Origin of the sequence: Pseudomonas sp. BSw22131, from assembly GCF_026810445.1 — a bacterium.
Classification (GTDB): Bacteria; Pseudomonadota; Gammaproteobacteria; order Pseudomonadales; family Pseudomonadaceae; genus Aquipseudomonas; species Aquipseudomonas huanghezhanensis.
The window spans coordinates 5,294,112-5,309,673 of the sequence record NZ_CP113949.1; the positions used below are offsets into that span (position 1 = coordinate 5,294,112).

A 15,562-nucleotide genomic window follows, 5' to 3' on the forward strand; every position below is an offset into this window, starting at 1 on the left:
CGGGGCGTATCAAACGACATCTTCACCGAATGACCCACCGCGATCGCGGGCAAGCGCGCTCCTACACCGACCCTGCTCTGCGCACCTGAACGCGGTGTACCGGGTCCGGAGTTAATGCGCAGATTCAGACCGTTGCGTCGTAAAACAGCGCGCTGCTTTTCTGCTCGACCAGCGCCTGCTCGATGGCCGCCTGATGCACCTCATCCGAATGCTCTTCACGCGCTTCCGGCTGAATACCCAAGCGCGAGAACAGCTGCATGTCCTTGTCGGACTGCGGATTGGCGGTGGTCAGCAGCTTGTCGCCATAGAAGATCGAGTTAGCGCCAGCGAAGAACGCCAACGCCTGCATTTGATCATTCATGGCTTCGCGGCCAGCTGACAAACGTACGTGGGATTGCGGCATCAAAATGCGCGCAACGGCCAGCATGCGAATGAAGTCGAACGGGTCGATGTCTTCAGCGTTTTCCAGTGGCGTTCCGGCCACTTTCACCAGCATGTTGATTGGCACCGATTCTGGATGCTCTGGCAGGTTGGCCAGTTGGATCAACAGATTGGCGCGGTCATCCAGCGACTCGCCCATGCCCAGAATGCCGCCGGAGCAGATCTTCATGCCCGAATCACGCACATAGGCCAGTGTCTGCAGGCGCTCGCTGTAGGTGCGCGTGGTGATGATGCTGGTGTAGAAATCCGGCGAGGTGTCGAGGTTGTGGTTGTAGTAATCGAGCCCGGCATCGGCCAGCGCTTGAGTCTGGTCCATGTCCAGACGACCGAGAGTCATGCAGGTTTCCAGGCCCATGGCTTTCACGCCTTTGACCATTTCCAGCACATAGGGCATGTCTTTGGCCGAAGGGTGTTTCCAGGCCGCGCCCATGCAGAAGCGGGTCGAGCCGATGGATTTAGCGCGCGCAGCTTCTTCCAGCACTTGCTGGACCTGCATCAGCTTTTCTTTTTCAAGACCGGTGTTGTAGTGACCCGATTGCGGGCAGTACTTGCAGTCTTCCGGGCATGCGCCGGTTTTGATAGACAGCAGGGTCGAGACTTGTACGCGGTTGGCGTCGAAATGAGCGCGGTGCACGGTTTGCGCCTGAAACAGCAGGTCATTGAAGGGCTGTGTGAACAGCGCCTTGACCTCGGATAAAGTCCAGTCGTGACGCAAATTGGCATTGATGCTGGCGCTCATGGGCGGCTCCTTAGTGTTTTTTGGCGAGTGCCGGGACGGCTCAGCAGATTGGCTGAAACTGAAAGTCCACAGGCGCCACACGGATGTTCGGCATATTTAAGGAAGAGGCATGCGCTGTCAACCACGCAACACGCATCAGGTTTACATCTGGTTAAATAACAACCAAACCTGTTTGTTATGTGACGAGTCCACAGGTTCAAGCCGCTCCATCTGCGAAGACTGTGAAGCTGATCTGCCTTGGCTGGGAGCGCAGTGCCTGCGATGCGCGCTGCCCATGCCCTCCTCCGACCAGACCTGCACACAATGCTCGATCAACCCGGCGGCCTTCGATGAAGTTGTCGCAGTCTGGCTTTACGACTTCCCCATCGACGCGCTGGTCACACGCTTCAAGCATCAAGGCAAGTGGCCGCTGGGCCGATTACTGGCTGAACTGTTCGCCCAGTTTCTGCAATACCGTTTTAACGAAGGACTGGCCCGGCCCGACGTCCTGCTGCCAGTTCCCATGGCCAGCAAGCGCCTTCGCCAGCGCGGCTATAACCAGGCGGCCATGCTGGCAGCGTGGCTCGGCGCCAGGTTGCAACTGCCCGTGGACGAACGACTGCTAAAGCGGGTGAAGGAAACACCCCCGCAACAGGGGCTGGATGCGCGTGCGCGCAGGCGAAATCTGCTCGGAGCATTCGAGTTGCCCACCCCTCAAAATGTGGCGGGCAAACACATCGCACTGGTCGACGACGTGCTGACCACGGGCTCCACCGCCGATGTCCTCGCCGGGATGCTGCGCAAGGCCGGCGCAAGACACGTGGATGTGTACTGCCTGGCGCGTACACCCAAGCCTGGCGACTGATCCCGCCCGTGTGCATGAATCAGCCGCGATGGCACCCACTCAGCGAGAGTGATGTAAATTGATGCACTCGCTCGCAGGCAAGTGCGCTCCCATCCTCAACTGGTGCTTTCCATGTCTTTACCGCCCTCCCTCACCCAGCACATGGTGCGCCGTCCGCAACGTATCGCGCTGCTGGCTCACATCGCCGAACAGGGCTCGATCACCCGTGCAGCCAAGAGTGCAGGCCTGAGTTACAAGGCCGCATGGGACGCCATAGATGAGCTGAACAATCTGGCGGAAAAACCGCTGGTGGAGCGCAGCGTCGGCGGGCGGGGCGGAGGCGGCGCGAAACTATCGGCAGAGGGCGAGCGGGTGCTGCGTCTCTACCAGCGTTTGCAAGCGTTGCAGGCTCAACTGCTCGACAGCGCCGAGGAGTCCAGTGATCTGGCGCTGCTCGGCCGTCTGATGTTGCGCACCAGTGCGCGCAACCAACTGCACGGGCGGGTCGAGCGCATGACCCGTCATGGCCGCAACGACCTCATCGATTTGCGGCTGGCAGGCGACCTGTCGGTCCAGGCGCAAATCACCCACGACAGCAGCGAGCGCCTGGAGCTGGACGTAGGCACCGACGTGTTCGCGCTGATCAAGGCCGGATGGCTGGAATTACTGGCCCCTGATGACGAAGTAACAAATGGAAACAATTGCCTGATGGGTCAAATCGAGGAGGTGCTTGATGCGCCGGATGGGCCTAGCGAGGTCAGAATCGTCCTGCCCAGCGGTCAGACCTTGTGCGCGCTGGCAGAGCCGGAGCAGTTGAAAGCATTGGATTTAAGCGCTCATGGCGCAGTGAAGGTTCAGTTCTCGCCAGCGAATGTGCTGATCGGTACGCCACTTTGATGGCTGCGCAGCACACGCGCTGATAACCACTGCCGTCATCGTGCCGACACACAATCGTCATCAGCGTTGAATAAGGTGCCTGCCAAAACCGCAGGAAGCCCGTGATGAAACTCCTAAAAGACGACCAACCCACAGACCTTGAAAACATGGTCGGCCTGACACGCCGAAGCTTCATCAGCGCAGGCGCTTTGTGTGGCGCGGCGATGTTTCTGGGGGGCGACCTGCTCAGCCGCAGCGTTCTGGCAGCCAGCGTTCAGGCGGCCAACAGCAAGCTGCTGGGCTTTGCGAGCATCCCCGCCGCCACCGCAGACAGCATCAGCCTGCCGCCGGGTTACAGCGCCTCGGTGCTGATCAGCTGGGGCCAACCGCTGCAAAGCGATGGTCCGGCGTTCGACCCCAGCGGCAAAGGCAGCGCCGATGCTCAAGAGGTGCAGTTTGGCGATAACAACGATGGCATGAGCCTGTTCACCTTTCCCGGTGACGACGCTAACCGTGCCAGCCGCGCGCTGATGGCAATCAACAACGAATACACAAACTATCGCTACCTGTTCGATCACGGCAAAGACCCGCAATCGGCAGAGGAAGTGCGCAAGGCGCTGGCCAGCGAAGGCGTGTCGGTGATTGAGGTCAAGCGCGAAGGTAGCCAGTGGAAGTTCGTGCAGGGCTCCAAATACAACCGCCGCGTACATGGCAACACACCGATCCACCTGAGCGGCCCGGCTGCCGGCGACGACTTGCTGAAGACCGCTGCCGATGCCACAGGCAAGAACGTGCTCGGCACCTTCCAGAACTGCGCCAATGGCAAGACGCCCTGGGGCACTTATCTGACGTGCGAAGAGAACTTCACTGACTGCTTCGGCAGCACCGATCCTGCACAAAAAATAGACGCCGCGACCAAACGCTATGGCGTCGTCCCCGCCAGTAAAGAAATCAACTGGCACCTGCATGACCCGCGCTTCGACATCGCCAAAAACCCCAACGAGTTCAACCGACACGGCTGGGTGGTGGAGATCGACCCGTTCGATCCTAAGTCAACGCCGGTCAAGCGCACGGCCCTGGGCCGTTTCAAGCATGAAAACGCAGCATTGGCCGAGACCAAGGGCGGACGCGTGGTGGTTTACATGGGCGACGACGAGCGCGGGGAATTCATTTACAAATTCATCAGCCGCGACAAAATCGATCATCAGAATCCGAAGGCCAACCGCAATATCCTCGACCACGGCACGCTGTACGTCGCGCAGTTCGACAATGGCGACAGCAACCCCGATCACCCTAAAGGTCAGGGCACATGGGTCGAACTGACCCACGGCAAAAACGGGATTGACGCCAGCAGCGGCTTCGCCAGCCAGGCTGAAGTATTGATTCACGCGCGCATGGCGGCCAGCGTGGTCAAGGCCACGCGCATGGACCGGCCAGAGTGGATTGTTGTCAGCCCCAAGGATGGCCAGGTGTATTGCACTTTGACCAACAACGCCAAGCGCGGCGAAGACGGGCAACCGGTGGGCGGCCCCAATCCGAGGGCGAAGAATCAGTACGGACAGATTCTGCGCTGGCGCGAGCATGAGGATAATGCCTCGGCCATGACCTTCACCTGGGATCTGTTTGTGGTGGCCGGTAATCCCGCCGTTCACAGCGGCAAGCCTCAGGGTGGTTCGAGCAATATCAACCCGCAGAACATGTTCAACAGCCCGGACGGACTGGGCTTCGACAAGAGCGGTCGACTGTGGATCCTGACCGACGGCGACTCGACCAACAGCGGAGACTTCGCCGGCATGGGCAACAATCAGATGCTCTGTGCCGATCCCGCTAGCGGAGAAATACGTCGTTTTATGGTGGGCCCTGTGGGGTGCGAGGTGACGGGCATCAGCTTCGCGCCGGACCAGAAAGCGCTGTTCGTCGGGATTCAGCATCCCGGTGAAAACGGCGGCTCGACGTTCCCTGAGCACCTGCCTGATGGCAAGCCGCGTTCATCGGTGATGGTGATAACCCGCAACGACGGCGGAATCGTCGGCGCCTGACCGGTCCTCATCGCGAGCAAGCTCCCTCCCACTTTGGATGCGGTCGTGCATCCTTTCGGGATAACGCCGTCTCGGTGGGAGGGAGCTTGCTCGCGATGGGTGTAACGCGCTGTGTCAGGTTTACACGCCTGAGTTAACATGACAGGCCCGACGCGGCAGCCTGCTGCGCGCAGGAGTAAGCATGGCCCACCCGTTTGCAACACTCACCCCTGACCTCGTGCTGGATGCTGTCGAGAGCATCGGCTTTGTCAGTGACGCCCGCATCCTTGCGCTCAACAGCTATGAGAATCGCGTCTATCAGGTGGGGATCGAAGACGATCAGCCGCTGATCGCCAAGTTTTACCGGCCGCAGCGCTGGACCACCGAAGCCATTCTTGAAGAACACAGCTTCACCGCCGAACTCGCAGGCGTCGACATTCCTGTGGTCGCGCCCATGACGCATAACGGCTCGACACTCTTCGAGCACGCCGGTTTTCGCTTTACGCTCTTCCCTCGTCGTGGCGGACGGGCGCCGGAGCCGGGCAACCTTGATCAGCTCTATCGCCTGGGCCAGTTGCTGGGGCGCATTCACGCCGTTGGCGCCACTAAACCGTTCGAGCACCGCGAAGCACTGGGCGTGAAGAACTTCGGTCACGACTCACTGGCGTATCTGCTGGAAAACAACTGTATCCCCCGCAGCCTGCTGCCCGCCTACGAGTCCGTCGCCCGCGATCTGCTCAAACGGGTGGAAGATGTCTATGCCGCCACGTCCCACCAGAACATCCGTGTCCATGGGGACTGCCACCCCGGCAACATGATGACCCGCGACGACATCTTCCATATTGTCGATCTGGACGACTGCCGGATGGGTCCGGCGGTGCAGGACATCTGGATGATGCTGGCGGGCGATCGTCACGAGTGCCTGAGCCAACTGTCGGAACTGATGGACGGTTACAACGAGTTCCACGATTTCAATCCGCGGGAGCTGGCGCTGATCGAGCCGTTGCGCGCGTTGCGTTTGATGCATTACAGCGCCTGGCTTGCGCGACGCTGGGACGACCCTGCGTTCCCTCACAGCTTTTCCTGGTTTGGCACTGAACGTTACTGGGGCGATCAAGTGCTGGCGTTGCGCGAGCAGCTTTCAGCGCTCAATGAAGAGCCGTTGAAGTTGTTCTGATTTTCGTTGAGTCGCTATAACAAAAACTTGCCACAGGACTTTGCATGCAAGCTGCCAACCCGCGTCGCGGGTACATTCTTGGCCTCAGTGCCTACATCATCTGGGGCCTGTTTCCCCTCTATTTCAAAGTCCTTGCCAGCGTTCCGGCGCTTGAAATCATCGTCAACCGGGCCATCTGGTCGGCAATTTTCGGCCTGGCGCTGTTGCTGCTGGTGTGGAAACACCCTGGCTGGTGGCAGGAGCTGTACGATCACCCTCGGCGCTTTGCGATTCTTGCACTGAGTGGCTCGCTGATCGCGGCCAACTGGCTGATTTACGTGTGGGCGGTGAACAGCAACCACATGGTTGAGGCCAGCCTGGGTTATTTCATAAACCCGCTGATCAACGTGATGCTGGGCATGGTGCTGCTGCGTGAACGCTTGCGCCCGCTGCAATGGGTGGCGGTGATTCTGGCGCTGATCGGTGTAGGGCAGCAGATCTGGCAAGTGGGCAGCCTGCCGTGGATTTCGCTGGCGCTGGCGTTGACCTTTGGTTTCTACGGGCTGATCCGCAAGCAGGCACCGGTTGCGGCGCTTCCCGGGCTGGTGGTTGAGACTTGGATTCTGGTGCCGCTGGCGGTGGGATGGTTGCTGTTCAACCCGATGGCGCACAGCGCACAAACTGAGTTCTGGACCACCAAAGAGGCGATCTGGCTGGCAGCGGCCGGGCCTGTAACGCTGGTGCCCCTGGTGTGTTTCAACTCAGCGGCAAGGCATTTGCCCTACGCCACATTGGGCTTTTTGCAGTACATCGCACCCACCCTGGTGCTGACCCTTGCGGTGCTGGTGTATGGCGAGCACATGGCCTCAAGCACGATGGTGACTTTTGGTTTTATCTGGGCCGGCCTGGTGATCTACAGCGCCGATGCCTGGCGCAGCCTGCGCCGCCGCCCATGAGCAGAAAGCGCCGACTCACCCTGTAGGAGCCAACGTGTTGGCGAGGCGTCTTGCGCTGAAAAGGAATGACGCCTCGCGAATGAATTCGCGCCTACAGATGTTGGGGCAAGAATTCATTCCTCCGACTTGAGCACCAGCTCAACCATCAGTTCATCCGCCAGTGTCTCAAGGTGCTTTTGCAGCACATCCAGCGTCAACGTCAGCGGCACGCCCAATAAAGCGTTGGCATGGAACAGTGTTTCGCTGCTCATTGGCGCGGGCGAAACGTCGGTGACCAATCGCTCTACGTTCACCCCTTGCTGGGTCAGCAGACGGGTGATGTCACGCACGATGCCGGGCCGGTCATTGCCCACCAGTTTCATGTTGATAGGCGTTGATGTCGCGGCGCTCTCGACGCCGCTTTCAGCAAACTGCGTGTGGATGCCGTCCCTGGACAATGCCTGCAGCGCGTTGACCAGTTCATCGTGCGCCTCGGCAGGCACGCTCAAACGAAGGATCCCCGCGAACTGACCGGCCATGTGAGTCATGCGGCTCTCAAGCCAGTTGCCGCCATGACGGGCAATGCACTCAGCGATCTGTTCAACCTGGCCCGGCTTGTCCGGGGCAAAAACGGTAACGACGAGATGATCCACAGTTCATTCCTCTTCTTTGCTTTTCAGCAGTCTGGCTGACACGGGGTAGGGGGCAGTCGGGCAAGTATAGGCAAGTAAGCCGACTGCACTCTCGCGCCCTGAAATCGTAGATCGTGTACCGTTTTAATAATTCTCTGGAACAATCTGCATTTTCTTTGAGAACATCCGGACCTTCAGTGTGGCCGACCGGAGAATTTCCGCTCGTTCGGTGGCATATTCAGTTCGATTTTCACGATACAAGTGATCATGTAGTATTGCGCCGCGTTCACTACATAGCTCGAACCTGACGTTAAAAACGATGCCTGACCGGGCCTCGCTGCGAACCCCGAAGCCCAGTCGCCAGCAGTGGCATGTCCTGGCGAGGTGATCAGCGATGCGTCGATGGCTTTAATAAAAGAGCGCTCAACCATTGAAGCGCAGATAGCTGAGTAGAGTGAGGCAAGCAATGACTGAACACGTTCAAGTCGGTGGCCTTCAGGTCGCCAGAGCCCTGCTGGATTTCGTGAATAATGAAGCCCTCCCGGGAACCGGCCTTGATGCCACTGCGTTCTGGGCGGGTGCCGATGCACTCATTCACGAACTGGCGCCCAAGAACAAAGCCCTGCTCGCCAAACGTGATGACTTCCAGGCAAAAATCGACGCCTGGCATCAGTCCAACGCAGGCAAAGCCCATGACGCCAGCGCCTACAAATCCTTCCTGCAAGACATCGGCTATCTGCTGCCAGAAGCGGCAGACTTCCACATCACGACGCAAAACGTCGATGAAGAAATCGCCCGCATGGCAGGCCCGCAACTCGTTGTGCCGGTGATGAACGCCAGATTCGCACTCAACGCCTCGAACGCGCGCTGGGGTTCGCTGTATGACGCGCTGTACGGCACCGATGCGATCAGCGAAGCCGACGGCGCCGAGAAAGGCAAAGGCTATAACAAGGTTCGCGGCGACAAAGTGATCGCCTTCGCCCGCGCCTTCCTCAACGAAGCCGCGCCCCTGTTCGTCGGCTCCCACGTTGACTCCACGGCCTACAAACTGGTGGACGGCAAACTGGTCGTCACGCTCAAGGGCGGCAGCAACTCGGGCTTGAAAGACGACGCTCAACTGATCGGCTTCCAGGGCGACGCCGCAGCACCGACGTCGATTCTGCTCAAGCACAACGGCCTGCATTTCGAAATCCAGATAGACGCCACAAGCCCGGTCGGCCAGACCGATGCAGCAGGCGTGAAAGACGTGCTGATGGAAGCGGCCCTGACCACCATCATGGACTGCGAGGACTCCATCGCTGCCGTCGATGCTGACGACAAAGTCTTGGTGTACCGCAACTGGCTGGGCCTGATGAAGGGCGATCTGTCGGAAGAAGTCGCCAAGGGCGGCACCACGTTCACCCGCATCATGAACGCCGACCGCGTATACACCTCGCCCACCGGTGAAGCAGTGACGCTGCACGGTCGCTCGTTATTGTTCGTACGCAACGTCGGCCACCTGATGACCATCGACGCGATCCTCGACAACCAAGGCAACGAAATACCCGAAGGCATTCTCGACGGCCTGATGACCAGCCTGGGCGCTATCCACAACCTCAACGGCAGCAGCACGCGCACCAACAGCCGGACCGGTTCGGTATACATCGTCAAACCCAAAATGCACGGCCCCGAAGAAGCAGCGTTCACCAACGAGTTGTTCGGGCGCATCGAAGACGTCCTGCGTTTGCCGCGCAACACGCTGAAAGTCGGAATCATGGACGAGGAGCGTCGCACCACGGTCAACCTCAAGGCATGCATCCAGGCAGCGAGCGAGCGCGTGGTGTTCATCAACACGGGTTTCCTGGATCGCACGGGCGACGAAATCCATACGTCCATGGAAGCCGGCCCGGTGGTGCGCAAAGCGCAGATGAAGGCCGAGAAATGGATCGGCGCGTACGAGAACTCCAACGTCGACATCGGCCTCAAATGCGGTCTGCAAGGTCGTGCGCAGATCGGCAAGGGCATGTGGGCCATGCCCGATCTGATGGCAGCAATGCTGGAACAGAAAATCGCGCACCCGCTGGCCGGGGCGAACACCGCATGGGTTCCTTCGCCGACAGCGGCTGCCTTGCACGCGTTGCACTATCACAAGGTCGATGTGTTTGCCCGCCAGGCCGAACTGGCTCAGCGCACGGCAGCGTCGGTCGATGACATCCTCACCATTCCGTTGGCGCCGAACACTGACTGGACGCCGGAAGAAATCCAGAACGAACTCGACAACAACGCCCAGGGCATTCTGGGTTATGTAGTGCGCTGGATCGATCAGGGCGTCGGTTGCTCGAAGGTGCCTGACATCAACGATATCGGCCTGATGGAAGACCGCGCAACGCTGCGCATTTCCAGTCAGCACATCGCCAACTGGCTGCGTCATGGAGTGGTCAGCGAGCAGCAAGTGATGGAAAGCCTCAAGCGCATGGCGCCAGTGGTGGATCGTCAAAACGAAGGCGACGCGCTGTACCGCCCTCTGGCACCGGACTTCGACAGCAACATCGCCTTTCAGGCGGCGGTGGAGCTGGTGATCGAAGGCACCCGACAGCCAAACGGCTACACCGAGCCAGTGCTGCATCGTCGCCGCCGTGAGTACAAGGCGAAAAACGGGCTGTAAGCCGCGCCGAACGGCAAATCTGCGCGAAATGAAAAAGGCGGCGTGTCTCAGGACACGCCGCCTTTTTATTTGGGGTTCAACTGCTGGAGCGCGCTTGCCCGCGATTGCGGTGTGTCATTTGATATCGATGACGTCTGGCACACCCATATCGCGGGCAAGCGCGCTCCTACAAGACTCAACAAGATTCAACCCAGGTCGTTCACTCCACGCCCAACTCACGCTTCACCAGCCGCAACAACTGCTTGGTGTTGATCGGCTTGAGGAGGAAATCCACGACGCTCAAATGCATCGCATCAATCGCATCACGCACGTTTGCATCGCCCGAAACGATGATGATCGGCAGCGCTGCACGGTCTGAATCGCGCACCTGCCGGATCAGGTCCAGGCCGTCGCACGGCGCCATCCGCAGATCGGTAATCACCAATGCAATGGATGGAAGGGTTTCCAGTAAATGCATCGCACTGTTGCCGCCAGCAGCGGTGATGCAAAAGATGTCATTGAGACTGAGGATCTCCGCGAGCAGCTCCCTTGCATCTTTGTCGTCGTCAACAATCAACACCCGTTGCGGCGATTGTGAGGATGGCGCCAGCATCACCTCGTTGAGGGCTTCGCGCTCTTCATCACTCAAAATGTCGTGATCGAACATACCCGTCTCTTCCCGTCGACTTAATTCTGACAGCGGATAGGAATGAACCTGCTGCACACTTCATGGCTTCATGCCTTGCATGATATTGCCTCATGCCACCCGCCTCCCACTTTCTTACCAAACTACACCCTAAAACCGCTCTTTCAGCACCTAATACTTACGTCCAATGGGCACTGCCCGCTAAGCGGCCGACCATGGACCTCATAAAAACAAGCGGTGTGAGTCATGAGCAAAGCGGACGCGTTCACCCAGGCAGGAAAGACGGCCGTGTTGCAAAACATCCACGGCACGATGCAGTTCCTGCAGAAATTCCCCCCCTTTAATCAAATGGAAAATGCCCATCTGGCGTATCTGGTAGAACAGTGCCAGCTGCGTTTCTACGCTACCGACGAGAGCATCATCAAGACTGGCGATGGGCCAGTAGAACATTTTTATATCGTCAAGCAAGGCCGGGTGGTCGGCGAGCGACCACATTCTGCCAAAGGTGGAACCGAGACCACGTTCGAAATCACCACTGGCGAATGCTTTCCGCTGGCCGCTTTGCTGGGTGAGCGGGCAACGCGCACCGAGCACCTGGCTGCGGAAGACACCTTCTGCCTGCAACTCAACAAGCAGGCGTTCATCAAGCTGTTTGCACTCTCCAGCCCGTTCAGGGATTTCTCCCTGCGCGGGGTAAGCAGCCTGCTCGATCAGGTCAATAGAGAAGTAAAGCAGAAGGCTGTCGAAACTCTCGGCACACAGTATTCATTGAACACGCGTCTGGGCGAATTGGCGATGCGTCATCCGGTCACCTGCGGCCCTGAAATGCCGTTGCGAGAAGCGGTCAGGCTGATGGATGAGCAGCAAGTGGGCAGCATCGTCATCGTCGACCAGGACAAGGCGCCGCTGGGGATATTTACCCTGCGCGACCTGCGTCAGGTGGTGGCGGACGTCGATGCCGATTTCGGTCAACCCATCGAGCGCAGCATGATTCAGGCGCCGTTCTACCTGAGCCCCGACGCCAGCGCCTTTGACGCAGCCATCGCCATGACCGAGCGGCATATCGCCCACGTTTGCCTGGTCAAGGATCAGCGCCTGTGCGGCGTGGTCTCGGAGCGAGATCTGTTTTCGCTACAGCGCGTGGATCTGGTGCATCTGGCGCGGACCATTCGCACTGCGCCACGCATCGATGCGCTGGGCAATATGCGTGGCGACATCGTGCAACTGGTGGATCGCATGCTTGCCCACGGGGCGTCGTCGACCCAGATCACACAGATCATCACCCTGCTCAACGACCATATGGTCTGCCGGGTCATCGAGCTGACGCTGGAGGAAAAAGGCGATCCTGGCATCCCGTTTACGTGGCTGTGCTTTGGCAGCGAGGGGCGGCGGGAGCAAACGCTGTATACCGATCAGGACAACGGGATTCTGTTCGAAGCCAAGGATGGGGCCGAGGCCGCGCAGATACGCGGCCGTCTCTTGCCCATTGCCGAACGCATCAATCAAGGGCTGGCACTGTGCGGTTTTGCGCTGTGCAAGGGCGGGATCATGGCGAGCAATCCCGAGTTGTGTTTATCGCGCATTGAATGGGCGCGGCGGTTCAGCTCATTCATCCGGGAGGCCACGCCCGAGAACCTGCTGTCCTCCAGCATCTATTTCGACTTGCGCGTGGTCTGGGGCGATGAAAGCGGCGGCGAGCAACTGCGCTCCAGCATTCTGGATCAGGTGGCCGACAACAAACTCTTCCAGCGGATGATGGCCGACAACGCATTGCGCCAGCGCCCGCCGGTGGGCCGCTTCAAGGATTTCGTGGTCGCCCGCAAGGGCAGCGAAAAGGACACGCTGGACTTGAAGACACAGGGCCTGACGCCGTTTGTCGATGGTGCGCGACTGCTCGCGCTAGCCAACGGGATCAGCGCCAACAATACGCTGGAGCGCCTGCGCCAACTGGTCGCCCGAGAAGTTATCGAGCCTCTGGACGGGGCAGCGTATGAAGAGGCCTACCATTTCATTCAGCAGACGCGCATGCAGCAACACCAGCAGCAGAGCCGACAACATTTGCCGTACTCCAACCGCATCGATCCGGATGTGCTCAACCATCTGGATCGGCGAATTCTGCGCGAATCATTTCGCCAGGCACAGCGCCTGCAAACCAGCCTGACCTTGCGTTATCAACTGTGAATTCCAGACCCGATGAATTTGTTCGAATGGCTAAAGCCACCCAAACGTACGCAACCCACGGCGCTGACATCGATACAGGCAGAACGCCTGGGCCAATTGCCGCACAGTACGTCGCTTGACGAACATCCGCTGCGTGCTCAGCGCTGGGTGGTGCTGGACCTTGAGACCAGTGGCCTGAACATGAACCGCGATGAAGTGCTGTCCATCGGCGCGGTGATAATTGAAGACGGCGCGATTGATCTGGGTCAGCAGTTCGAGCGAACGTTGTTGCGTACCGATCACAAGCTCAGTCCCAGCGTACTGATTCATGGGTTGGGGCCCAGCGCGATTGCGGCCGGTGCCGAGCCGGTGGAGGCGCTGCTCGACTTCATGGAGTTTTTGGGGGACAGCCCGGTGCTAGCGTTTCATGCGCCGTTCGATCAGCACATGATTGGCCGCGCGCTCAAAGAGAGCCTGGGGTATCGCTTGCAGCATCATTTTTTCGACGCGGCTGAAATGGCGCCGATGCTGTGTCCACAGGCAAGTTTTCGCCAGGCCGGGCTGGATGACTGGACAGGATTTTTCGGGCTGCACGCCGAGGAACGTCATCACGCCAGCGCCGATGCACTGGTCACTGCCGAGCTGGGACTGATCCTGTTCAGCCATGCCCGCCGCCAGGGTATCGACAGCCCCGCCCACTTGGAGCAAAGCCTGAGCCAGTGGCGCAGACGCCAGAAATCGCATTCGTTTTGAGCGGGTTGACTCTTAAGTCCGTCAGTAAATATCACGGCTGCTGCCCGGCAGCGATTCCTGGGACTGCGGTGTGTCAGGTAAACCTGGGGCTCTGATTTGAGGACTGCTGCGCAGCCCCAGTTTGCTGCGCGACAACCCGGCGCCTTGGCGACAGGACGACTCCTACGCATTCACTTCGATTAACAAATTCCGTTCGTGACCGAACCAATCGGGTCACACGCCAGTTACATACAGAAATACAATCAACCAACACACCTATTTCAATTGACAATAAAACGTGAGTTTGCCTAAATCTAGTCGTACGACGACGTATAACGATCGCCGCCTATAACAACAATACAAATGAGTGGATTCGATGAAAATCAAAGGCATCCGTTGGTGGATGGTCGCGCTGATTACGGGCGGCCTGATCGTCAACTACCTCGCTCGCAATACTCTCTCCGTTGCAGCCCCGACCATGATGGCCGAGCTCAACATATCCACAGAGCAGTACTCGCACGTCGTCATCGCCTGGCAGATGGGCTACGCCTTCATGCAGCCGGTGGCTGGCTATGTGATTGACGCCATTGGCACCAAGATCGGCTTCGCGATTTTTGCCGTGGCCTGGTCTGTGGCCTGTGCCTCTGCGGCGATGGCAACCGGCTGGCAGAGCCTGGCGTTTCTGCGCAGTTTGCTGGGTATCACCGAGGCCGCTGGCTTTCCCGCTGCCATCAAGGCCACCACCGAGTGGTTCCCGGCTAAAGAGCGCTCGGTTGCCATTGGCTGGTTCAACATCGGATCGTCCATTGGTGCGCTGCTCGCGCCACCGCTGGTGGTATGGGCGATCCTGCACAACGGCTGGCAAGTAGCGTTCATCATCGTCGGCGTGTTGGGCTTGCTGTGGAGCGCCTCGTGGCTGCTGTTGTACAAACACCCTCTCAATCAACGCCTGCTGGGCGATGACGAACGTGATTACATCCTTGCCGGCCAGGAAAACCACCTCAAGGACGCACCCACCGAGCGCGCCAGCTGGAAGAAAATCGTCGGCACCCGCAACTTTTACGCCATCGCTTCGGCGCGCATGTTGTCGGAGCCTGCCTGGCAGACCTTCAATGCCTGGATTCCGCTGTACCTGATGACCGAACGGCACATGAACATCAAGGAAATCGCGATGTTCGCCTGGCTGCCGTTTCTGGCGGCAGACATCGGCTGCGTGCTGGGCGGCTATCTCAGCCCGCTGTTTCACAAGCACTTCAAAGTCTCCCTGCTGACCTCACGCAAAATGGTCATGGTGCTGGGTTCCTTGTGCATGATCGGGCCGGGCTGCATTGGCCTGGTGGACAGCCCTTATATGGCTATTGCGCTGCTGTGCGTGGGCGGTTTCGCGCACCAGACACTGTCGGGCGCGCTGTACTCGATCACCTCGGACTCTTTCGGCAAGAACGAAGTCGGCACCGCAACCGGGCTCGGCGGCATGTGCGGTTTCCTTGGCGCGGCCATCTTCACCCTCGTGCTCGGGATCATGGTCACAAAAGTCGGCTACAGCCCTCTGTTCGTGGCGCTTGCGGCGTTCGATATCGTCGCGGCCCTGATCATCTGGTTCGTTCCCAGGCCGCTGGTGACACCGTTGGATGTGGCCTCCGCAAGCGGCTCGGCCCCTGCAACCGCCGAGGGTTTGCCAACCACTTGATCCGCAGGTTCGGGCCGGCGATGTCGGCCCGAACACGCTGAACGTCCTATTGCGGTCTGTTCCTGCGCTGAATAGTCTACTGAGCTGCCTG

Annotated in this window: 12 protein-coding genes; 9 read left to right on the forward strand and 3 right to left on the reverse strand. The window is 59.2% G+C overall.

Features of this window, described 5'->3' with window-relative positions; all coding sequences use genetic code 11:
- Nucleotides 1-124 precede the first annotated feature (124 nt).
- The gene (gene bioB / locus OYW20_RS23945; RefSeq protein ID WP_268798335.1) at nucleotides 125-1,180 is read right to left on the reverse strand and encodes a biotin synthase BioB; all 1,056 of its coding nucleotides are present in this window, start codon (nucleotides 1,178-1,180) and stop codon (nucleotides 125-127) included.
- A gap of 109 nt (nucleotides 1,181-1,289) precedes the next feature.
- Here bioB and OYW20_RS23950 point away from each other — a divergent pair, with 109 nt between their 5' ends.
- The 5 genes from OYW20_RS23950 to rarD all read left to right on the forward strand — a co-directional run bounded on the left by OYW20_RS23950 (nucleotide 1,290) and on the right by rarD (nucleotide 7,009).
- Nucleotides 1,290-2,024: a ComF family protein gene (locus OYW20_RS23950; RefSeq protein WP_268798336.1), complete on the forward strand. Its 735-nt coding sequence runs from the start codon at nucleotides 1,290-1,292 to the stop codon at nucleotides 2,022-2,024.
- Between the two features lie 111 nt (nucleotides 2,025-2,135).
- Entirely contained in the window at nucleotides 2,136-2,900 is a 765-nt protein-coding gene (locus OYW20_RS23955) for a TOBE domain-containing protein (RefSeq protein ID WP_268798337.1), read from the forward strand.
- Nucleotides 2,901-3,004: 104 nt separating this feature from the next.
- Nucleotides 3,005-4,918 carry a PhoX family protein gene (locus OYW20_RS23960; RefSeq protein WP_268798338.1) on the forward strand — a complete coding sequence of 638 codons (1,914 nt, stop codon included), beginning with the start codon at nucleotides 3,005-3,007 and terminating at the stop codon, nucleotides 4,916-4,918.
- Nucleotides 4,919-5,099: 181 nt separating this feature from the next.
- On the forward strand, nucleotides 5,100-6,074 hold the full coding sequence (locus OYW20_RS23965; protein ID WP_268798339.1) for a serine/threonine protein kinase: 975 nt from the start codon (nucleotides 5,100-5,102) through the stop codon (nucleotides 6,072-6,074).
- Between the two features lie 44 nt (nucleotides 6,075-6,118).
- Nucleotides 6,119-7,009, forward strand: a complete 891-nt coding sequence (rarD, locus tag OYW20_RS23970; RefSeq protein WP_268798340.1) for an EamA family transporter RarD — start codon at nucleotides 6,119-6,121, stop codon at nucleotides 7,007-7,009.
- 113 nt (nucleotides 7,010-7,122) lie between these two features.
- Here rarD and OYW20_RS23975 read toward each other — a convergent pair whose 3' ends face one another.
- Nucleotides 7,123-7,641 carry a glycine cleavage system protein R gene (locus OYW20_RS23975; RefSeq protein WP_268798341.1) on the reverse strand — a complete coding sequence of 173 codons (519 nt, stop codon included), beginning with the start codon at nucleotides 7,639-7,641 and terminating at the stop codon, nucleotides 7,123-7,125.
- Nucleotides 7,642-8,086: 445 nt separating this feature from the next.
- Between OYW20_RS23975 and OYW20_RS23980 the strand changes: the two genes are divergently transcribed.
- A complete protein-coding gene (locus tag OYW20_RS23980; RefSeq protein ID WP_268798342.1) occupies nucleotides 8,087-10,264 on the forward strand; it encodes a malate synthase G in 2,178 nt (725 codons plus the stop codon).
- Nucleotides 10,265-10,463: 199 nt separating this feature from the next.
- Here the strand turns inward: OYW20_RS23980 and OYW20_RS23985 are convergent, their stop codons facing one another.
- On the reverse strand, nucleotides 10,464-10,910 hold the full coding sequence (locus OYW20_RS23985) for a response regulator (protein ID WP_268798343.1): 447 nt from the start codon (nucleotides 10,908-10,910) through the stop codon (nucleotides 10,464-10,466).
- Nucleotides 10,911-11,135: 225 nt separating this feature from the next.
- On the opposite strand from OYW20_RS23985, the gene OYW20_RS23990 reads away from it, so the two are divergent.
- The 3 genes from OYW20_RS23990 to OYW20_RS24000 all read left to right on the forward strand — a co-directional run bounded on the left by OYW20_RS23990 (nucleotide 11,136) and on the right by OYW20_RS24000 (nucleotide 15,471).
- The gene (locus OYW20_RS23990) at nucleotides 11,136-13,070 is read left to right on the forward strand and encodes a putative nucleotidyltransferase substrate binding domain-containing protein (RefSeq protein ID WP_268798344.1); all 1,935 of its coding nucleotides are present in this window, start codon (nucleotides 11,136-11,138) and stop codon (nucleotides 13,068-13,070) included.
- Between the two features lie 12 nt (nucleotides 13,071-13,082).
- A complete protein-coding gene (locus tag OYW20_RS23995) occupies nucleotides 13,083-13,802 on the forward strand; it encodes a 3'-5' exonuclease (protein WP_268798345.1) in 720 nt (239 codons plus the stop codon).
- Between the two features lie 355 nt (nucleotides 13,803-14,157).
- Entirely contained in the window at nucleotides 14,158-15,471 is a 1,314-nt protein-coding gene (locus tag OYW20_RS24000; RefSeq protein ID WP_268798346.1) for an MFS transporter, read from the forward strand.
- Nucleotides 15,472-15,562 lie beyond the last annotated feature (91 nt).

What these genes read in the sequence shown, in the direction of transcription:
- OYW20_RS23960 (WP_268798338.1), top strand. Translation starts at nt 3,005, where the DNA reads ATGAAACTCCTAAAAGACGACCAACCCACAGACCTTGAAAACATGGTC.
- OYW20_RS23955 (WP_268798337.1), top strand. Translation starts at nt 2,136, where the DNA reads ATGTCTTTACCGCCCTCCCTCACCCAGCACATGGTGCGCCGTCCGCAA.
- OYW20_RS24000 (WP_268798346.1), top strand. Translation starts at nt 14,158, where the DNA reads ATGAAAATCAAAGGCATCCGTTGGTGGATGGTCGCGCTGATTACGGGC.
- OYW20_RS23980 (WP_268798342.1), top strand. Translation starts at nt 8,087, where the DNA reads ATGACTGAACACGTTCAAGTCGGTGGCCTTCAGGTCGCCAGAGCCCTG.
- OYW20_RS23990 (WP_268798344.1), top strand. Translation starts at nt 11,136, where the DNA reads ATGAGCAAAGCGGACGCGTTCACCCAGGCAGGAAAGACGGCCGTGTTG.
- bioB (WP_268798335.1), bottom strand. Translation starts at nt 1,180, where the DNA reads ATGAGCGCCAGCATCAATGCCAATTTGCGTCACGACTGGACTTTATCC.
- rarD (WP_268798340.1), top strand. Translation starts at nt 6,119, where the DNA reads ATGCAAGCTGCCAACCCGCGTCGCGGGTACATTCTTGGCCTCAGTGCC.
- OYW20_RS23995 (WP_268798345.1), top strand. Translation starts at nt 13,083, where the DNA reads ATGAATTTGTTCGAATGGCTAAAGCCACCCAAACGTACGCAACCCACG.
- OYW20_RS23950 (WP_268798336.1), top strand. Translation starts at nt 1,290, where the DNA reads ATGCGCTGTCAACCACGCAACACGCATCAGGTTTACATCTGGTTAAAT.
- OYW20_RS23965 (WP_268798339.1), top strand. Translation starts at nt 5,100, where the DNA reads ATGGCCCACCCGTTTGCAACACTCACCCCTGACCTCGTGCTGGATGCT.
- OYW20_RS23985 (WP_268798343.1), bottom strand. Translation starts at nt 10,910, where the DNA reads ATGTTCGATCACGACATTTTGAGTGATGAAGAGCGCGAAGCCCTCAAC.